The sequence below is a fragment of the Bacteroides sp. 2_2_4 genome (assembly GCF_000157055.1).
Taxonomy (GTDB): Bacteria; Bacteroidota; Bacteroidia; order Bacteroidales; family Bacteroidaceae; genus Bacteroides; species Bacteroides ovatus.
The window spans coordinates 384,554-406,397 of sequence record NZ_EQ973357.1; the positions used below are offsets into that span (position 1 = coordinate 384,554).

Annotated in this window: 9 protein-coding genes and 2 pseudogenes; 1 reads left to right on the forward strand and 10 read right to left on the reverse strand. The window is 43.7% G+C overall.

Going from position 1 to position 21,844, the window contains the following annotated elements; translation table 11 throughout:
• Positions 1-2,064, reverse strand: a complete 2,064-nt coding sequence (locus BSCG_RS19995; protein ID WP_008775316.1) for an alpha-L-arabinofuranosidase C-terminal domain-containing protein — start codon at positions 2,062-2,064, stop codon at positions 1-3.
• Positions 2,065-2,272: 208 nt separating this feature from the next.
• Between BSCG_RS19995 and BSCG_RS19990 the strand changes: the two genes are divergently transcribed.
• Entirely contained in the window at positions 2,273-6,283 is a 4,011-nt protein-coding gene (locus BSCG_RS19990; protein ID WP_008775317.1) for a two-component regulator propeller domain-containing protein, read from the forward strand.
• A gap of 440 nt (positions 6,284-6,723) precedes the next feature.
• On the opposite strand, the gene BSCG_RS19985 is transcribed toward BSCG_RS19990, so the two are convergent.
• The 9 genes and pseudogenes from BSCG_RS19985 to BSCG_RS19950 form a co-directional block, all read right to left on the reverse strand.
• Positions 6,724-7,626, reverse strand: a complete 903-nt coding sequence (locus tag BSCG_RS19985) for a BT_3987 domain-containing protein (protein WP_004302773.1) — start codon at positions 7,624-7,626, stop codon at positions 6,724-6,726.
• 29 nt (positions 7,627-7,655) lie between these two features.
• Positions 7,656-9,452: a RagB/SusD family nutrient uptake outer membrane protein gene (locus BSCG_RS19980; protein ID WP_008775318.1), complete on the reverse strand. Its 1,797-nt coding sequence runs from the start codon at positions 9,450-9,452 to the stop codon at positions 7,656-7,658.
• Positions 9,453-9,477: 25 nt separating this feature from the next.
• Complete coding sequence (locus tag BSCG_RS19975; RefSeq protein ID WP_032849408.1) at positions 9,478-12,561, reverse strand: SusC/RagA family TonB-linked outer membrane protein; 3,084 nt, start codon at positions 12,559-12,561, stop codon at positions 9,478-9,480.
• A gap of 23 nt (positions 12,562-12,584) precedes the next feature.
• Entirely contained in the window at positions 12,585-14,471 is a 1,887-nt protein-coding gene (locus BSCG_RS19970) for a RagB/SusD family nutrient uptake outer membrane protein (protein ID WP_008775320.1), read from the reverse strand.
• Between the two features lie 20 nt (positions 14,472-14,491).
• On the reverse strand, positions 14,492-17,680 hold the full coding sequence (locus tag BSCG_RS19965) for a SusC/RagA family TonB-linked outer membrane protein (protein ID WP_032849409.1): 3,189 nt from the start codon (positions 17,678-17,680) through the stop codon (positions 14,492-14,494).
• Between the two features lie 140 nt (positions 17,681-17,820).
• Positions 17,821-18,810, reverse strand: coding sequence for a glycoside hydrolase family 43 protein (locus tag BSCG_RS19960; RefSeq protein WP_008775322.1), 990 nt, complete (start codon positions 18,808-18,810; stop codon positions 17,821-17,823).
• Between the two features lie 44 nt (positions 18,811-18,854).
• Entirely contained in the window at positions 18,855-20,480 is a 1,626-nt protein-coding gene (locus tag BSCG_RS19955; RefSeq protein WP_004317375.1) for a DUF1735 domain-containing protein, read from the reverse strand.
• A gap of 12 nt (positions 20,481-20,492) precedes the next feature.
• Positions 20,493-20,904 (reverse strand): annotated as a pseudogene (locus tag BSCG_RS30870) (hypothetical protein).
• 21 nt (positions 20,905-20,925) lie between these two features.
• Positions 20,926-21,844, reverse strand: a pseudogene (locus BSCG_RS19950) (hypothetical protein); the annotation flags it as partial.

Genomic DNA, 21,844 nt, shown 5'->3' on the forward strand with positions numbered 1-21,844 from the left:
TCATTTCAATTTAAAACGGTATACAACCATGGAAGCGGCTTCCAATTCGAGCGGCTGATTCAGGTCTAGTCCGACTTCCGTCTCTACCGGTTGGACTTCATTCGGGGTAAACGGGGTGTTTTCTTTTCCCGGAACCAGTACCAGGCTTGTTTTATGTGCCTTGACGGGACGTTTGAAGCCGGAAACTTCCGGTTGTAGAGTGACTTTTTTATCCTGCAGGTTTATCAGTTTCAGGATATATTGTTTGCTGGCCGTATCATATCCCATCGTAACAAAGATGTTCTGCAAACCTTCTATATCCTTGATCGCTGCATCCAGACACACGTCAAACGTGTTATCCCTGAACATCTTTGCCAGATAGAAGAAGGAAGTCTTTACGCTACTGTCTACTCCATTAATCAACATCGGCAGGAAGATACGGTGTTCCAGAAAGTCCCAATGCCTCATCACCGGACGTTCGGCAAACAAAGGATTCAGATCGCCGTTGCGTTCTATTGACATACGAATGGCTCCGGTAGCCAGCAGGTTATAAGGATATTTTCCGCTAATACCCAATTCGCCGATAAATAGATCGGCAACACCCCGTTTGTAGTTATCAAAACGATAATGCTGTTCGCAAGCCCATTCGATTGAGTTATAATAATGCTCATCGAACACTTTTACATTCTTCGGGTTGACAAAATTGGGAATATCTTTCCGTTTGTCGTCATTCTCTCTTCCGACTACACGGATGACACTATTGGCTATATAAACCAAGTCGGGGTATTTGGCGGACAACGCCTGATAGATTTTTTCATAACGTTCCCAATACACAGGTCCGAAATCTTCATTTCCAATCTCGATATATTTTAGCGGGAAAGGAGCAGGATGACCGTTCTTTGCCCGTTCGGCTCCCCATTTCGTAGTTGTATCACCAATAGCATACTCGATGGCATCCAACGCATCCTGGATATAAGCGTCCAGATCGACATCAATGTGTCTGAAATTCCACTGTGGACTTTGCTTCACCCAACCGCTGCAAATCATACCCGTAGGCATCACATACATCGCATCAGCTCCCACATATTCGCACAATTCATAAAACTCATGATAGCCGATTCCGTCGGTACGGTAATAAGGCGCCCATTTGCTCCACTGTCCCGGACGATTTTCAATCGGTCCGAGCGTCTTTTTCCAGTGATACATCGTTTCTTCATTGACTCCGTGCACGATGCATCCGCCCGGGAAACGGATAAAGCTGGGAGAAAACTCTTTCAGGTTCTGAACAATGTCTTTACGGAATACGGATTTTCCATCGTTCCAGGTATCGGACGGGAACAGGGAAACGACATCTATCTGAAATTGCCCTTTCGACATCGGTTGTATGGCAAACATTCCACGCCGGACGTTCTTTTCCGGTTTCAGTTCACCGGTATATTTTGTCCAGTCCCGATTCCCTACATTCACTTCGATCACATTGCTCACCCGTTGTCCCCATTCGTCAACTAGAAATACACGTAACGGAGCGGAATAATTCCTGTTCTTCAGAAACAAGGAAAGACGGTAAGACGTATCTGTCTTCAGGTTCATTCCATAATATCCACGGTTGAGAATCAGGGCATCCGGATGGTTCGCAATATCTTCCGTGACATTAACCAGCATCGAATACTTATTTTCCCCGCTCATCGGATTTTCATCCGTGCGACTGATAAATACAGGAGTATATGATAACGGATAAGTCGTCCATCCAATCAGCGGATCGGCCTGAAACACTTTTTTCTCTTTAACGCGGGGAGCCGGAACATTTTCATAAAGACCGTTCTTCACAGATAATCCGGCAGGCGGTGTAGCTTCTTCAAACGAACGGTTACGTATCAGTTCGGCGTGCAGGGCACCCTCGCCCATCATTCCTATTTCTTCATAATGGAAACCGTACTTTACGGGAGCCACTTTGTGGGTTTTCGATTTATTGATATACAACGTTCCATCGGAAGAAGACGGAGAGGAACTATTCCCATATACCAGAGGTAATGTGAAAAACAGACCGATACCAAACGTAAAGGATTTGAATGTCGAATGATTCATAGCATTTGTTTTTAGAGTTTCACATTGCAAATGTGGTCTTTTCTATCCAAGAAAAACAGAAAAATAATGCTTAATACCTGCAATCATGTATAAAAATCTGTAGCGAAGCGGCAAACTGAACATGAGTGCTGCCCGTTTGAACAATTCTACGACTGTTCAAAACAAAAAAAGACGTATCTTTAGGTCGTGAAAATCAATCAGAAAAGCCATGAGAACCACCTTACTTAAATTCGTGCTCTTATTTAGTCTCGTGCTCTTAAATACAAGCTTGTCGACGGGACAGATTCAATATAATAATATACGCTTCAAACAGCTAAGTATAGCTGAAGGACTCCCGCATAATACGATCAATGCAATCACCCAGGACAACCACGGGTTCATCTGGTTTGGTACACGCAACGGATTGTGCCGATATGACGGTTATAATATCAACCTGTTCGCACATAATGAGGCCGACAGCACCTCACTCCGCCACAATTTCATCACACGCTTATATAACGATTCGCTCCGTAACATTCTATGGATCTCTACCGATCAGGGCATCTGCAGCTATAACTACGAGACAGAAGATTTCAGCCGTTACCAGATTAAAGGGAACACTAAGGATGATGTTTGTTTCCTGAACACCAGCGATGGTATGCTTCTGGCAGCTTGTAGCAACGGACTCTATCGCTACAATGAACAAGACAGCTTGTTCGTTCCTTTTCTTCTCGATGAAGAAAAACCTCATGTGAGATACCTTGCGGAGGACGGAGACAAAACCTTATGGATAGACACCAACAAAGGACTGATGCGATACAGTCTGGAGAAGAAACAGTTCGTTTCCCTCCCGACTCTCATCCAGCCTTTTACACAGCAATGCAACAATGCTGTCCTGATCTCGTCCAACCAGCTTTTATTTAATACTAACAACGATTTTTTCGTCTATCATATACAAAGCAATACCCTGTGTAATCTTTCGAAAGACCTTGAAGTGAAAGACTTCCGGTGTGCGGCAACCGACCATACGGGGAATATATGGGTAGGCACGGAGTATGGCATCTTTGTCTTCAACAAACTCTATCAACTGATTGCACATTACGAGCAATCGGAACGGGATTTAAGTGCGCTGAACGATTCTCCCATTTACAGCCTTTATCAGGACAAGGCTCATAATATGTGGGTAGGAACCTATTTCGGAGGAGTCAACTATTATATATTCGGTTCCGACCAGTTCCAGATATATCCATACGGAGCCAGTTTCAATCATTTGAGCGGAAAGGCTGTCCGCCAGATTATCAATGCTCCGGACAACGGTCTGTACATCGCCACCGAAGATGGCGGATTGAACTACCTGGACAATAAGAAGGAAATCACCCGTGCCGAACGGCTGCACAAGCAAATGCAAATCTACGCCAAGAACATACATTCTTTATGGCTCGACAAAGATAACAGCTTGTGGCTCGGACTGTTCCTGAAAGGAGCTCTTCACTATATACCGCATCTAAACCGCACGGTGGACTATAATCTATTGTCGGATGAGGTTTCTTCCGGCTTCTGCATCATCGAAGACAAGAACGATCATATCTGGTACGGAGGCCCTTCCGGCTTATTCCTGATCAACAGGAAGAAAGCAAACTCCCGCCCGGAAAAAATTTCATCTCTCCATGTCTTTAACCTGGTACAGTTTAATGACAGTATACTTTGGGCAGGAACCCGAAAAGGCAGTATATTTCAGATCAATACCCATACACTGAAAGTAACCTCGCTCCCTATCCTGCCGCACACCAATCTCTACATCACCTATATCTACCCCGATTCACATCAACGGATATGGATAGGTACAGACAACAACGGGCTTTATGTATCAGACCGCAACGGTAACATTATCGCCTTTTACAGTAAAGAACAGTTGGGATCCAACGCCATCAAAGGTATCATTGAAGATGAGATGAGTAATGTTTGGGTAGGTACCGGAAACGGACTTTGTTGTATCAATTCCCAAACAGGAAGCATTGACCGATATACCACGGCCGACGGATTACCCATCAACCAGTTCAACTACTCCTCCGCCTGCAAGAAGCCTGACGGAGAATTGTATTTCGGAACTATCAACGGTATGATTTCTTTCTACCCGGAACAGGTACGCTCCGTCAATCCCCGTTTCAACATTGCACTGACTGCCATTTGGAGCAACAGCGAATATATGTCGCCCAACAATGAGAAAGCATTCATCCCTTCCTCTATCTCCGAACTGACAGAGATCACCCTGACGCACGAACAAGCCCAATCCCTGCGTCTCGAATATTCCGGCCTGAATTATCAATATACCGACAACACTCAATATGCGATGAAAATGGAAGGTATCGACAAGGACTGGCAGTTTGTAGGCAACCAGCATCAGGTACGCTTCTCCAATCTGCCTTCAGGAAGATATATCTTAAAGATCAAAGCCAGCAAAGATGGTATCCACTGGGACGAAACGGGCCAAAAGGACCTTGCCATCAGAGTCCTTCCTCCTTGGTGGCTCTCACCGGGAGCATATTTAGTTTATGCACTACTCTTCCTATTAATCATTTACGCCGCATACAGATATACCAAAACGCGTATCATCCTGCTCATGCGACTGAAAACGGAGCATGAACAACGCGTCAACATAGAGAATATGAATCAACAGAAGATCAATTTCTTCACTTACATCTCCCATGACCTGAAAACACCGCTGACCCTGATTCTATCGCCTCTGCAACGATTGATCCAGCAGCCACAAATCAGCAACAACGATAAAGAGAAACTGGAAGTCATCTACCGAAACGCCAACCGGATGAATTATCTGATTAATGAACTATTGACGTTCAGTAAAATCGAGATGAAACAGATGCGTATCAGCGTCCGGAAGGGAGACATCATGCACTTTCTGGAAGAACTGTCGCACATCTTTGACATTGTAGCCGGAGAACGGGAGATTGACTTCATCGTCAATCTGGAAGACACCGAAGAGGAAGTCTGGTTCTCGCCTTCCAAGCTGGAACGGATTCTTTATAACTTGCTCTCAAACGCATTTAAATATACCCAGCCCGGCGGATACGTCAAGTTGAGTGCCAAACTAATAAAAGAAGAGAAGGGGACATTTGTGCAAATCTCCGTCAAAGACAATGGCAGGGGGATTCCTAAAGAAGCTCAAGAACAAATATTTGAAAGTTATTACCAGGTTGAGAAGCGCGACCATCGCGAGGGATTCGGACTGGGATTATCGCTTACGCGTTCGCTCATACACATGCACAAAGGTGAAATCCGGGTAGAAAGCGAAATCAACAAAGGTTCGGACTTTATCGTTACCCTGAATGTATCCGAGGATGCTTACAACCCCGATGAACGCTCGTCCGAGAACATCACGACCGAAGAAATACAGAAATATAACCAGCGAATCAAGGAAACCATCGAACTCATTCCTGAAAAGCTGACCAACAAAGAAAAAGATCCTGCCCGGGAATCTATTATGATTGTAGAGGACAATAAAGAAATGAATGATTATCTTGCCAGCATATTCAGCGAGAAATATGATATTATACGGGCGTATAACGGTGCGGAAGCCTGCAAGAAGATAGCCAAACAGCTGCCCAACCTCATTATATCGGATTTAATGATGCCGGTGATGGACGGCCTGGAATTCACGGAACGTGTCAAACAGGACGTAACGACCAGCCATATCCCCGTTATCCTCCTGACTGCAAAGACCGATGAAAACGACCATACGGAAGGTTATCTGCGGGGAGCCGATGCGTATATCACCAAACCTTTCAACGCCAAGAATCTGGAACTGCTGGTACAGAATATCCAAAAGAGCCGGAAACAGAGCATTGAACACTTCAAACAGGCAGAAGAACTGAACATCAAGCAAATAACCAACAACCCGCGGGATGAAATATTCATGAAAGAACTGATGGAACTGATTATGGCGAACCTCACCAAGGAAGACTTCGGAGTAACGGAAATCACAGCCCATCTCCGCATCAGCCGCAGCCTGTTGCACATGAAGCTGAAATCACTCACCGGATGCTCCATCACTCAATTCATACGGACCATTAAGATGAAAGAGGCTAAAACTCATTTACTGAATGGTATGAATGTCTCCGAAGCATCATTTGCCGTCGGTATATCAGATCCAAACTACTTTACAAAGTGTTTCAAGAAAGAATTTAATATCACTCCGACAGAGTTTCTCAAACAGTTGAAATAGAAAGCAAAAGTAACTGCTTCAGAAATTCAACCTACCCTTAGACAACGTGTCAACTATTAATAGAAAAGTTCTTTTGCTCCCTTTGCAAAGATCTCTTCCCTTCATAGTAAAGTTGTCTTTGCCCTATTTCAAACTATAAACGCAAGTTCCGTTTATATAATTGCAAGCTTTGTTTTTATAAACGGAACTTGCATTTATAAAAACAAAGCTTGCAATTATAGTTTGGAATGAAGAAAAAGGAAGTTATCCAACCGGCAAAAAGAAGTTTGGTCTATATCAAAAGGAAGTTAGCTATTAATAGCCAACAGGGCAAGTAGGTATATCTTGTAAATCAACTACGCCCAACAGAAAAAGATATCGCCGGTAATTAATCTGCAACATTCACTGATGCAGCTAATTACCGGCGAGCAATAGAAATCTATAATCAACTAATACCTATTCTACCATTCTTGGAAGCGTAAATCAGCTTCCGGATTCTGACGACGAATCAGTTCCTCGTCAACTTGATAAGTGACGCCACCTTTCGTGTACTTATAAGAAAGGGTAAACTTAGGCTGTTTCCCTACAAATTCCAATGATTCGGCTGCAGGATCTAATGTGGCGGATGCATCCGTGATAGCGACGCTTCCTCCGGCTTCAATATTGACGCTTCCATCCGGATTGACTGTCAGATTCACCGACTCATTGTTTTCCAATGTGTTTCCGAAACCCGGTCTGCGTACTTTGTTTCTACCTAACGAAACAAAGTCGCGGGTCATATTCTGACTCAAATCCTTGTTACTGTATTCAGTAACCTGCTGGGTAGACAAATTGGTAACTTTTCCTTTCACAAAGTAGGTACCGTGATACTGGCTGACAAATTTGACAACTACAATACTGTAATCCTTCAAATTACCATTCACATCAGTACTAATTTCATCCTGATTATGATCGACCAACCGGAAAGGGATTGCATAGTGCTTGTTCAAAGCAGCATTGTCTTCATAGAAAGCATCGGAGAAAGTCACTTTCACATCTGCTATTGCCAGATTCGGATTGCTAATTGTCATCTTATTCGGATTAGCCAACTGATAATAGTTTTCCGGCATTAGTGTCAAGCCCGTACCATCCAATAAAGACGGATCGATCTCGAACGTAGCCCAATCATCGGTATGCACCTCTCTTTTACCGCCAATAGCCACTCCCACCTTTATCGACATATCTGTATCGGCTACCAGTGTCCGCAGAGGTTTTTGCGAAGCAAAGTACACAGAACTCTTATCGTAGTCCTTTTCATAATCGTCATAACAAGCAGTCATCAGAACGCTTATCAGCCCTATCCATAATATATTTAGTCTTTTCATTGTAAATAAGTATTTATATCAACAGCACGTTATTCCCAACCCTGATTATTCATTAGATTCTTATTCTTTTCCAGCTCTGCATACGGTAGCGGCATGAAATAGTTTTTCACTTCATATTTCCGTTGTTCCACTTTCTGTACTTTGAAGCTGAATGTACCATCTTCCTTACGGGTAACGGTAACACCCTCCACCTCTTCGTTCAACGGCAATACCCAACGACGCATATCAAAATAACGATGATTCTCGAAAGTAAATTCCAAGCGACGTTCGTTCTGAATCAACTTTCTGAACGAGTCCTTACTTTGAGCCATTTCATCCAGATAAAGATCAAAATTGATACCCCCGGCTTGCGAACGGATTGTTTTCAATATTTCGTATGCAGAATACAGGCATCCTTCGGCTTTCACCGTCGGGTTGCCCCAAGCCTCATTAGCAGCTTCGGCAAAGTTAAGAAGAACTTCCGATTTTCGTAACAAAGGATTGTAATGAACCGAGTTTAAGGTCTGAATCGGATTCAGCATAGCCGATTTCTTGGAAACGAATTTAGCCAAATAATAACCCGTACGTGTAGCATTCTCACTAAACGAAGGAGAATCTTTTCCACCCTCGGACATATCCAACGGCTGGCCGGAATCGCCAAATATAGCACTATGATAGTAGACATTCAGCGCAAAGCGATTATCAAGTACGGCATAAAGCTGCGTCAGATCGAAATCAGGATCAGACAGATCGACACCGGAACGAACATCGGTTGCCGGATAACCATTCTTCGCATAAAAAGCCTTTACCAGATTATGAGAAGGAGTGGTACGAGCACTTCCATAATAGAATGGCGGGAAATGAAGGCCTTCCAGTAGATTACTATTAAAATATTTGCGGAAAGCATAATCGGAACTTTCGGTCTGCACATCGGCAATGGAGGAAGCCGCAACAGGAACATAAGTTCCGAAACCTTCCATGCCCAGAATCTTATTGATCTCTTTGGCTACCGCTTCCCATTTTGCCTGGTAAACCGTAGGATTCAGAATTTCGAATTGTCCCATGCCGGTGATCTTCGTCACGTCATCATCCTGCATGGCAGGGCTTGCGCTATATAAAAGCGCACGACTTTTCAGAACAGCTGCCGCCGCTTTCGTGGCACGGCCGATTTGTGTATTACCAAACTCCAGGTCATCTCCCTGATACACATTCGGTAATAACTCGATGGCATTATCCAAATCGTTGACGATAAAATCGACTGTTGCCTGATAAGTAGGACGAAGAAATTCACCGTTCTGCGCGGCCTCATCCTGCGAAATAAAATGATCTGCCAACGGAATACCCAACGCTTTTCCATTCTTCGCCTTTCCGCCGTACATCTTCAATAGCTCAAAATGCCACCATGCACGCAGGAAATACGATTCACCTTCCAGACGCAGCTTGATTTGCTTGTCCACTTCCGGATCGGTGCGGTTGTACTGCACCTGGTCGGTCAAGCCGTTTTCGAGGAAAGAGTTTACATAGTTCAACATGTTATACGCATTACTCCAGTTTCCGATCGGGTTGTTAAACGCTGTCATCCCACCCATATTTAATTTATAGACAGAAGAGCTGCGCAGATTAGTCACTGCATTATCGGTAGCACAATCCAGAAAGTTATCTTCAAAACAATCCGGGCGGTTGGCTATGCCATTATAAGCTTTATATAGTACGCCTTGAGCAAGTTCCGGCACTCTCCAGGTATCAGAGTCTCCGATCTGCCACGTCACCTTTGTATCCAATGTGTCGTCACAAGCACAAAAGAGAAACAGACCTGCTAAAACGCAACTTCCTAATATATGTTTCATATTGCCATCTATTAATTGTTCAAAATTAAAATACAAAAGAGACTCCGCCTGTAAAAGTACGCGTCACCGGGTAGTTTGTCACACCGGCATTCAGCAATTCAGGATCCAAATCTTTCACGGAAGAAAGCACAAACAAGTTTGCACCACGAGCGAAAACCTTCATCTTCTTCACTACCGAACTTGGGGAGAACTGATTGAACGTGTAGCTCAATTCAACATTCTTCATACGGAAGAAGCTTGTATTCTTCAACCAGAAAGAAGAATTGCGGAAGTTGTTCTCACCAGCAGTGGTTGTCAGGCGCGGATAATTTCCGGTCGGATTGTTTGCCGGATGATAACGGTCTAATGCCAGTTTGGAGTATTTACCTTCTCCATTATTCCAGTAATAAGCATTCGTTGCCCAAGTGTGAACGCCCAGTTCGGAATATCCCTGAAGATACAACCCCCAGCCTTTATAACTTACATTGAAATCGATGCCCAATGTAGTACGTGGGAATGAGTTTCCGAGTTCCTTTACGTCACGACCGTCAATGATTTTATCACCGTTCAGGTCTTTGTAGGCGATGTCGCCTTCCTGATAATCGGCAAACGTCTGGGTTGCATGTCCGTTGATGACTACATCTTTGCCAAATAATCCTTCGGCAACCAGTCCCATCATAGCATCGGTAGAACGCCCCACTGTGTAGCGGTATTCTTCACCATGTTTCACCTGGTTCCATTTCAATACTTTATTCTTTGACCATACGAAATTGGCTCCTACCGAATAAGCCCAGTCGTTGATACGGTCGCTCCAAGTGAACATTCCTTCTATACCGTGATTCAAGACAGAGCCCATGTTGTCCTGGTAGGTAAAGTTACCAGTATAATCCCCGTAAGAGGCATCAACAGAACCAATGATGTCCGTATGTTTCTCACGAAAATAGTTTATTTCGGTATATAAGCGGTTGTTCAGAAACAGGCCTTCCACACCGATGTTCCATTCTGCTGCCTTTTCCCATTTCAGGTTCGGATTGCCTGCACGGACAAAAGTGGAATAGTAAGCCGTAGCACCGTTGTTCGTTGTTCCGAACCGGAAGCTGCCGTCTTGCGACCAGGCACGTTCATACAATAAATGTTCCGTGCTTCTGTCATAGCCCAATATACCGGCGCTGGTTTTCAGTTTCAAGAAGTTCACGTATTCATTGTCTTTCAGGAAATCTTCATTGCTTAGAATCCAGGCAAGGCCGCCTGCAGCCGAGAAGAAGTATTTATCTCCCGATTTGAAACGGTTGCTTCCCATCAATGCCATGTCGGCTTCCACAGCATAGCGGCGGTCATACATATAGTTCAGACGCAATGCGTAGTTTGCATTGATAATGTCCTGGGTCACTCCCTGATTCGTTGTTTTCGAGTACATGTAAGTCAGCCGTGCCGATACATCATGCTTTTGGTTGAATGTATTCTCGTATGCGGCAAAGGCATTCCAACCCAATGTCTGCTGCAAAGTAGTCGACTTCCGGCTTTGTGAAGTGGCTACATCTGTTTTCTTCATCTGGGTGTACATGATCTGTTCCTCACCGGCAAAGTCACGATATGTCTTGATGGCATACGTCGGATAGACTTTGCTCAAAGAGAGTTGCAGGTAATCATAGTTGTCGAAAGAAAGGAAAGCACCGGCTTTCAATCCTTTTGTCAGCATATCAAGATCAAATTTCAAACCGATATTGGTCTGGCTGCGTGTATAACGCTCATCCGTATATCCTCCGTACATCGTTTCCGCGTATGCATTCATCGGACGCAACAGACTTGCGCCAAACAAGGGAATCCCGTCCGAGCTGGCCAATCCGGTTTCTTCCGATGACATAGTCAGCGGGTATTCATTCGGACGATGCGTAGACAGGGCCGTAAATACCTGACCACAGTCCAATTGCCCCCATTTACGCATTTCCATACGTCCGGCAACGTCTGCGGATATAGTCAGGAAATCCGTTACATTGAAGTCGAGGTTTCCGCGAAGAGTCAGGCGGTGCAATTGCGGAGTATAGGTGACGTCTTCAAATCCGCTACCTCCTACATATCCGGCAATCAGGGCATAACGCACTCTGTCGGTACCTCCCGTCATATCGAACGATACTTTCCGATAGTTGGCATTTTTGTTCAACAACTGATCGTACAGATCGACGTTCGGATACAATAGATCATTGGCTCCTTTGGAGTTTTTATATCCTTCCAGTTGTTTCTGATTATAGTAAGGAGTCAGTCCGTCGTTTGCACGCGCTTCATTGTACAGATTAGCATACTGATAAGAATTCAGGAAATCAGGAGTACGCGTCATCTGTACCACACCTGCTTCAGCGGTTGCGTTATAAATGCGGCGGTTGGCCTTTCCTCTGCGGGTAGTCACCCAAAGTACGCCATTCGCAGCACGTGCCCCATAAAGAATCTTGGCAGTGGCATCTTTCAGCAACTCGATACGTTCGATTTCTTCAGGAATCAAATCCGCTGCCGGACGTTCCACACCATCGATGATAACAATAGCTGTATTCTCCGACATGCCATGCTGGCCACGGATAAATAAATCAGGAGTATTGTTTCCCAATCCGCTGACTGTGGAGCGAACTTGCAGACCTAACATTTTACCTTGCAGCATATTAGTCAGCGTCAAATCAGGGAAGGTTCCAAACTGTCCGTTCTCCAGTACGCTCGTTGCGCCTACTTCATTCCCTTTATACGTCTTGCCACCATCGGCTCTATTCACCAACGATTCTTCGGTCAGGAACAGAGGCTCTTTCTTCAGGACAATCTTTTCAGGAACGATATTGCTGCCTGTCAGCTTATACACTTTATCTTCATATCCCAAAGCCTCCACCATGACGGTTGCGTCATTCTCGACCTTCGTCTGAAAACGTCCCTTTGCATCTGTATATAGAACGACTGCGCCTTCTCCACAAATGATAGAAACATTCTTCAACGGGCTACCTTTCTCGTCGGTAACAATAGAAACTACTTCCACCAAAGGCTTCTTCGCCGACTTTCTCTTTGATTTATTCTGTGCGAAAGTCAGGCTAGAGCCAACGATAAGGACAAATATGAGCCCTATCAGTCTTATATATCTAATCTTGTTTCTCATATACTTTTCTTTATTTATAGGTATCACCATCCGGGATTCTGTTGAAGATTATCCAAAGCCGCCACTTCATCCATCGGTAGTGGATACCAATAATTACGCTTGTTAAACGTCCGCACGGCTGTCCTCACCGGAATATACTCGTAAGTAAAGTCGGTCAACTTATAAGTGCAGGCTTTTTCCTCTTTCAACTGGTTGGCCGTATAAGAATGGTTGATCGGAGTTGCTTTGACACCCATGATCGGATATTCACCCTTAAACAGATCTTCAGCAATCATCCAACGGCGGATATCATACCAGCGGTGTCCTTCGAACATCAATTCCACACCACGTTCCCGACGATAAGCTTCTCTAAAGTCAACTCCATCCGGCAGTTCACCAATTCCGGCTCTTACACGGATTTTATTCAAAGCCTGACGGGCCGACATCGTACAACCCGTAACGACTGCATCCGGATCACCTGTCGCTTCGTATGAAGCCTCTGCCATATCCAGATAAACTTGCGAAACACGAATGTACACAGCCACCAGACGATATAATTGGAAACCAGCTTCGCCAAACAAAGGCACACTTGCTTCCGGCCAGATGAACTTCTTACACATATATCCGGTCTGTTGAGAGCCTCTCGTAAACTGATTGGTAGAAATGAAGTTCTCGGAGTAACCGCCCGAATAAGTAGTCAGATAATAGGGAACACCCTGTAAATTCTTCCCCCATTGCTCACCGGGCACGAGGATATTATTCGTGAAGCGAGGGTCTCTATCCGAGTAAGGATTGGTAGTCTTTACCGCATCATAACCGGAACGCGGATCAGTGATCGGATAGTAGTTGCCGTCGGCTCCCTTACGTTCGTACATATCTACCGCATTTTGTGTCGGAGCATTATAAGGAGTACCTTCGGCACCGGTTTTATTATCGTATGGTTGTGTCAGCCACTGCGCTCTGACGAAAGCAGACCAGTTGCCATGATGCCAACGCAGGAACCATAAATATTCCGGTTGTGCGAATTGATTGGAATTAGGCATTAATTGAATACTACGATATTCGTCATGATTCATCAGGCGATAATATTCGTGACTTTCAATAGCATTGATCGCCTTTTGCGCACTACGGGCAGCTTCAGCAGCCATCTCTTTTCCATATCCTTTGTTTTCAATAGAATTCAGGTCATTCTGCATCAAAGGGCTGGCAGCATACAGCTGTGTCATCGCTTTTAATGCCATGGCGCTTACTCTGTCAGGCCGTCCATGTTCCTCGTCAGGCCAGCTTATAGGTAAATATTCAATGGCTTTATCCAAGTCAGTCTGCATCCAAGCATTGGATTCCTGATAAGTTTTACGAGGAAAGTCAAAGTCGTCCGATGCTCCCCAAAGCTGGTCAAAGATGGGCATTCCGCCATATCGTTTGATAATCTCAAAATAGAAGTAGGCACGCAGGAAATGAGCCTGTCCCAACAGTTTTCTCCTTTGGTCGTCTGTGATGGATTTCACTTGATCTACTCCGCTAATTACACGGTTCACGATACGAAGTCCGGTATAAGCACGAGAAATAGCACTTTTGAAATTCTTCCCATCACTTTTACTTCCTATTTCGAAACGTGTACCGGCATTCTCCAGCCAGTTACCTGCATTGACAAACTTCGACGGATCATTATCGCGAACAGATGCATATTCGTCCGATAAATTACCTACTGTTACGTATGCATTCGAATAAGAGTTGATACCATGTGTAAAGATTAATATATCATCATTTTGAAAGATGCGGTCCATGAACCCTAACAAACTGCTATAATCTTTATAAACATCATCTTCGGAAAGTCCGTCATCGGGAGAGCGGTCCAGATAGTCCTCACAGCTTCCTATAAACAGCCCCAATAGAATGATCCATATCCAATTCAACTTATGTCTTCTCATATCAGTAAATTTAAAGTGTCTCATAATCCTAATCTAAAACCAATGTTATAACGTCTCACCACCGGATAAACATTCTGTCCCGAATGTTCGGGGTCACGACGGGAATCTCCTTTTGAGAACGTCAGCAAATTGCTGCCGTTGACATATACTTGCAGTTTTGTCAGACGTAAAGGCTGCAACCAACGCTTCGGAATCTGATAATTCACTTCCAGGTTCTTCAAGCGAAGATAAGCATGGTTGGTATATGTGTATGTACTGGCCACCGAATTATAACTTCTCTGAACATGAATACTGGGGCGAACCGGACCGCTTTGAATCGAAGCATCGGCTGTCCATGTATTCAACGTATTCGGTTGAGCCTTGATATTACCTTCCGGGAAGTCCCATAAATAGGAAGGAATTGCTTCTTTATAAACATCCATAGCACTGTACCACAACATATTGAATCCGATTCCTTTGTAAGAACCTCCCAATGTAAATCCGAGGGTAGTGGTCGGATAGTTCAGGTTTTTCATCGGAACCATATCCTTGGCATCAATCATACCGTCTCCATTATAATCGATGTAGTACAAGTCTCCCGGAATCAGCGTGTTGTGTGTACCATTGGCAATAGTGGACTGCGCCGAGTTATAAATATCATCCAATGACTGGAAGTTTCCTGTTGCCAGGTATTTGTTCACATATCCGATTGACTTTCCGGCTTTTTTCAAATATTCGCTCTGGTTCTTCGGATCATCAATAAAAACGACACGATTCTCACTGGTTGCAAAATTAAACTTCGCGTAATAATTAAACTTTCCAATATGGTCGTTCCAGGCAATATCCAGTTCGAGACCGTGATTTTTAGTCTTACCCAGATTCACCTGCGGAAAAGCAATACCACTATCGGCCCATGACGGAATCGTATTACGTGTCATCAAAATGTTATTACGCTTTTCGTCGAACAAATCCACAGTAAAGTTTAGTTTACCCCACAAACCTATTTCGATACCAATATTCTGCTTGATAGATTCTTCCCAGGTAGCATCGGGGTCGGCCAGTTTTCCTTCTTTGTATAAAGGTCCCCAGTTACTGGTCTGATATTTACCAAACTGCGCATTGGCAGATAGTTGCTCAAACTTCTGAATATAGTTGAAACGGGTAGCACCTTTATCATTACCAACTACTCCATACGAATAGCGCACTTTCAGGTTGGTCAGTACACCTTTGGTCAATTTCTTTACCCATGGTTCTTCACTGATACGCCAACCAATAGAGGCAGAGGGGAAGAATCCGAAACGGCGTCCCGGAGCAAATTTTTCCGAACCAGTGTAGGCACCGTTAAATTCAGCAAGATAACGCTCTTTGAAGTTGTAAGTGACACGGCCTACCCAGTCTTCTTCGTAAGCCGGGAAGTTCATCACACCCGAATTAGCAGTATTGGTCGATTCGTTCATCTTACGGTTAAACACAAATAAGGCGCTTACATCGTGATCGCCAAACTGGCGACTATAATTCAATGCTAATTCGTAATAAAGTTTACGTCCGTAAGCCTTGAAACCGTCATAAACACCACCAACAGGCAAATCTCCGGGAGCATTTTCATCCGGATAGCGTTTCTCGGTATAATTATAAGTAATTGTTCCGTCAGCATTATAAATAGGATTGGCGTAATCATACACACGATTAATACGAATATGTGTACGTTGGGCAACCAAATCGTCTTTACCTAAAATCTTACCCGGCATGATCTGGGTAGTCCATGAAGAAGAAGTAGTGTAAGACAATGATGCTTTCAATGACAGTCCCTTTGTAATAAAGTCCAGCTTCTGATTCAAGATTACATCGTAGAAACCTTGATGTTGCTTAATATTACGACTACCTCCTTCGTTCATCAGACAGGCTATATTTTGATCGGAGCTTAACCCGTCTCCCCATATTCCATTACTATATTTAATCGGAAATTCATTACTTGGAGCCGTAAAGAACGTTTTAAAAAAACGTTCATCCGGAGAATCGACATTCTCATAATAAGACGGTTGGTTCTGATAACCCATCTTACCGGCCACATTGAACGAAAGTTTAGTAGTACTTGTGATATTGAAGTCGAAATTACTACGCCAGTTATAACGACGGTAAGAGAAGGAAGGATCGAAATCCTCTTGTTTGGTAGTATTAAAAATATCTCCGTCATGCAAATAACCCAAAGATACGAAATAACTCATTTTCTTCGTACCACCGCGTACATTAAGATTATAAGCCTGTTCATAACCTACATTCTTTACCAGTTCTTTCCACCAGTCCACTTCGGGAAAGACATCGTTATACGGACCGTAATTTCCGGTAGCATACGCATTTTCCCATGCGGTAATGGTAGATTCGGGAACCATTGCTCCCCAGTTACCATCATTAGCCTGGGCTCTGTTATACTGTTTCATAGAGGTCACATAGTCAGACCATTCAGGAGCAGCAGAAGGTTGTTTAAAACCGAAGTTAGCAGTGAATGAGATTTCCGGTTTCTGTTCGAGTCCACGTTTGGTTGTCAGCAAGATAACGCCGTTCGCACCTTTCACACCGTAAACCGCAGTTGCCGAAGCGTCTTTCAGTACGGAAATAGATTCAATTTCGTTCACATCGACATCATTGAAGTCACGTTCGATACCGTCCACCAATACTAACGGAGCAGCTTCTCCCCAAGTGGACTTACCACGAATCAACAAAGAAGCTTTATCGGCTCCCGGCTTTGAAGTGGAATTGATGGCAACCACACCGGGCATCTGGCCTTGCAAAGCTTCGGAAACGGAGTTCACGCTACCTATCTTTAATAAATCATCTCCTTTTGCAGTAGCAATGGAACCGACACTGGACACCTTTTTCTGTACACCGTATCCAACCACTACCACTTCTTCCAGGGTCTCCGTATCTTCTCCTAAAGAGATTACGCCTAAAGTCGTTTTATTCTTTAAATCCAGTTCCAGAGTTTTATAACCCACATAAGAAATGACAAGTATGTCTCCTTTTGATGCCTTCACAGTAAAATTACCGTCAAAATCAGTAATCGTACCGCTTCCCGTACCTTTCACGCGAACACTGACGCCAATCATCGGTTCACCGGATACTGCATCCTTCACTTGTCCCTTCCAATAATCTTGTTGTGCCTGCACGTCCAGCGCACAAAACAAAAAGCAACAAAGACATAAGAAAGAAAAATAAAGTCTGTCTCTTTTCATAAACATTATTTTTAACTGTTAACAAATTCTTTATCTCAAGACACAAATTAAGCGGGAAAATCTTCAAATGAAAAGGAAGATTATCCTCAAAACCCGTACAAATGTGCAAAATAGATTTCTCTACTACATTTCTGAACAAATCATTTCCACATTGGCTTTATGACGTGCTCTTTGTCTACGGTGATGTTGTATATGCCATCGTTTCCTTTCTTCAGGATGAGCGGAACAATACGTGTTTTACGAGGGGACACGGTGGAATCTGAACGATGAACGTGGTAAACATAGTAATATTTTCCATCCAGACCTTTAAATACATCTCCATGTCCTGATCCGTTTTCTCCTACGAGGCTGCGATGAATGATCGGACTGTTCGGATGCTTTTTCCACGGACCGAAAGGGGAAGAAGCAGTGGCATAACCTACCGAATAGTCGATATTCATAAAATGATTGGCAGAATAGAAGAGGTAATATACCCCGTCCCACTTCATAACAGTCGGTCCTTCCATCACCGGTGCAGACTTATAGTTCGGAGTCTTTTCCCAAGGCTCCGTACAGTCCATACATTGTTTCAATGTTTCCGGTTTGATACTTCCTTTCTTTATGTCAAACTCGGCTACCCAAAGGTAATTTCCTTTATTAAAGCGGACATGATATAGGTAGTATTTCCCATCATCATCCTTAAATAGGAAAGAGTCTATATTCTTAGCAGAAGCGTCTATCGGCTTGACTTCCTTCTGACGAAAAGGTCCGAATACCGATTTTGAGGAAGCAATTACTGTTTGCTCATTAGCGGTATAAGTGAAATAATAAGTTCTTTTATCCTTAAAGTATTGAGGTGCCCAGAAGCCTTTTTCACCATACGTTCGATCTCCTTTCCGCAGAATCAGTTGCAGGGAACTGCCATCAGGCACTGTCCAATGCTCCAGATCGGTCGATTCGAGAATGGCAAATCCAAGAGGTTCCTGATTACGTGTACCTGTGAGGTAGTACTTGCCGTTTTCCACATAAATTGTAGGATCGGCATAAGTGATCTCCTTCTCATTAACTGAATCAGCCCGCACCCCGGTGACAGACAAACAAATGATTCCTAATGCGAGAATAAGTCTTTTTGTCATTTTATGTTTCTTCATACCTATTTTATTCTATATCTGATCTTTATCTCATCTACAAAATTTCAATCTATCATCCAAACCAAACCGGGTTTATCCCCTGTGAGATTCCATATTGATTTATCCCAGGAAAGAGCCTTGGCAGCATCTATCGGGGTGCTCATCGTAGAAAGACCATTGTAACGGTCGGCACCAAAGTTTTGTGCTGCGTAGTTGGGTATTTGTTCATCTACGATAGCAGGCGTATTGGCAGAAAAACGACATTCCATATTCGGATTCGCATAGCAATTATTAGCCTCATTCTTGTTAAAGCGTCCGCAAATTCTTCCCGACTTGGGTGCACCGTTAGAGAATAATTTCTGGTTCCAAGCCACACAATGTGTTACGGTGATTCCTGTCGCCTTGTTAGCAAATCCCATAATACCGCCTACCTGGTTTTGAGCGGAAACCTCGCAATCGGAATAACAATAAGAGATCACAGCTGTCGGACTAGGATCTACAAATCCGGCAATACCACCCGCAGGATTCGCCACTTTCATCGGGAAAGCTTGTGCGAGACCTGAAGAATAACACTGCGTAACGATAGAATATAACATACGTCCAACGATGCCTCCTACACATGATTCAGTCACAATATCCCCAGTGGAAGAGCATTGAGAGATCGTTGCTCCGCCTCTCGTTTCCCCACAAATACCGCCGGCGCACCATACGGCAGTAATATCCGTTGCCGATGTACACTGATGAATTTTACTATCTGCACCATGAAGTCTTGCACAGATACCACCAGCCTGACCGTTATCCCAGGCAGCCGCTCCCGTTCCCGAAGTTAAAGAAATCGTACCGGATACCCGAACATTCTCCACGATACCCGGAGAAGTAGCAGCTCCCACCTGTCCGGCAAGGATGCCTGCCATCTTTGTATTGGCTGTAATCTGCGCATTTTCAAAGTTTATATTGGAACACTTACCAACCAACAATCCAAAGAATCCCTGATTAACAGAAGAGGAAGTATTTACTTTCAGATTACGAATCGTATGTCCGCCTCCATCCAATACAAGTTGTTTGGAAACCGAAGTCTCTATCGGTTGCCAGTCTACACCTTGCAAATCAATATCATTCTCTATCTTGGCATAGATCGTCTTACCATCTTTGAGTTTCTCTCCGAGAGTTATCAAGTCGCTCGTTGTCGCCACGGTATAAGGGTTGTCGATTTCTCCCTGTTTCTGTTGCAGGAAGAAAGTCATTGTACTTTTCTCTTGATTGACTGCAAGATCGTCGGAAACCAGTTTCAAACCGAGAACGTATTTCTTTGATCCGTCAAGCGTACCTAAATCATGGAAGCGCAAATTTACCATACGCAGGACATCGTCCCCCTTAAAATTAAAATTACTTCCATCCAGATCATAATATTCCACAGGTAAGAGGTGATATTCTTCACCAAACTCTTTGGCATCGACAACAGCCAATTCCGCCTTTGCTTCTTTTTCGCAATGGCTTTTCTCCACCATAATGTTATATTGGTATTCCGGCTCATCCAGATATAAATCATATTTGCCTGTCTGATAAAGCGACAAGGTAATATTGGAATAGGTAACTTCAGCCTTTTCCGGCTGTGTCAGATCCATGACTTCACCACATGCTATCAACGAAAACGCCATTAATGACGCTACAACAGGAATGTATCTTTTCATAATATCTTTCTTTTAATTATTAAAAACAGGGATTACCATACCGACGTTATCTCCTGACAACCAAACNTTANTCTCCATCTATACGAACTACTTCCATCTCCATCCCTTCTTTGAGGAAAGAAACTCCTTGGAATGAGAATTCAGCCTTTATCTTTTGACCGACAGCCGTGGGCTTCCCGTCAAACTTCACATGAATGTATTTGCTTTGATCCGAATTTTGCAGGCGATAAGTCAACCGTTTAGGATTAATTGCAGCCTGAAGTTGTTCCTGCTCTGTAAAAGTACAAATTCCATCCAAACTATAAAACCCAACTTCGGTATATCCTGTTATATTCTTCTTATCAACCCCGTTTTCGGCATATTCCGTCTCCGCACAAGAGGTGAAAGCCAACAAACATACCAACACTACATATATTACTTTCATAAGCGAATAAATTTAAGATAATTACTTTCTAATAGTTGTCGACAATATTTCTACCGATCCATCCTTATAAGTCACTTCGGCGGTAAGTATTTGTCCGTTCAGGTTCTTATTCACTATATTGATTTCCTGTCCATCCAGCTTTACTTTATAAGATGAGACATCAGCCGGCAAATTTAATAGTTGTACTAACATATATTCATCCACTTGTTGATATTTCAACAAAGGAAACTTTCCTGTTACAGACTTGGTCTTAACATCATCCTTCCACAACACGGCATCATCCGATTTCAGCAATGCTACATGGTAGGCAGTTCCGGGAACAAGATTTTCAACCAATGTATAGTCATTCTCCGAATCAAGCGACCGACGTACTACCTCTGTTCCATTTTCATCTGTTACTGACAATATACCTGTTTTATCGGCTCCATTCCCCCAACGAATGAACAATTCCCGTTGCCCTCCGACAAGGCTGGAAACTGCCAATCCATCCCGGGCAGCGATGAAATCGGGATACAGCAATGGATTGGGATTGTAGAATCCGTCTGCATCCAGTCCTAAATAACGGGAAAAATAAATTCCTCCAAGTTCCCACATTTCAGTCTTCGCATCGTAAACAGCTCTCGCTCCACCGGGAACCACACTAAAACGTCCGGTAATGGCATACGTATCATATTTCTTGAACACCTCATAAAAAGTTTTATACCAATTCTTCGGATACCAGGAATAACTCTCAAAAAGGCTCTTGAACTCGGTTGCACTGACCGGTGTACCGGCATTAGCTTTTTCAGCTATCAGATTAAGGTATTCGTAAATTTTCATCCCGGCCGTATAACCATGCTTGGTTCCCCATTCTCCCAGTGCGTCGGCTACATGAGGATTTAAAGCACGTACCATAGAGAATTCCGTGCAAATCAGTTTCTTTGTTACACCATATTTATCG

Coding starts and splice junctions, on each gene's coding strand:
- BSCG_RS19955 (WP_004317375.1), bottom strand. CDS start 20,480: ATGAAAAGATACATTCCTGTTGTAGCGTCATTAATGGCGTTTTCGTTG.
- BSCG_RS19985 (WP_004302773.1), bottom strand. CDS start 7,626: ATGAAAAGACTAAATATATTATGGATAGGGCTGATAAGCGTTCTGATG.
- BSCG_RS19980 (WP_008775318.1), bottom strand. CDS start 9,452: ATGAAACATATATTAGGAAGTTGCGTTTTAGCAGGTCTGTTTCTCTTT.
- BSCG_RS19970 (WP_008775320.1), bottom strand. CDS start 14,471: ATGAGAAGACATAAGTTGAATTGGATATGGATCATTCTATTGGGGCTG.
- BSCG_RS19960 (WP_008775322.1), bottom strand. CDS start 18,810: ATGAAGAAACATAAAATGACAAAAAGACTTATTCTCGCATTAGGAATC.
- BSCG_RS19990 (WP_008775317.1), top strand. CDS start 2,273: ATGAGAACCACCTTACTTAAATTCGTGCTCTTATTTAGTCTCGTGCTC.
- BSCG_RS19965 (WP_032849409.1), bottom strand. CDS start 17,680: ATGAAAAGAGACAGACTTTATTTTTCTTTCTTATGTCTTTGTTGCTTT.
- BSCG_RS19995 (WP_008775316.1), bottom strand. CDS start 2,064: ATGAATCATTCGACATTCAAATCCTTTACGTTTGGTATCGGTCTGTTT.
- BSCG_RS19975 (WP_032849408.1), bottom strand. CDS start 12,561: ATGAGAAACAAGATTAGATATATAAGACTGATAGGGCTCATATTTGTC.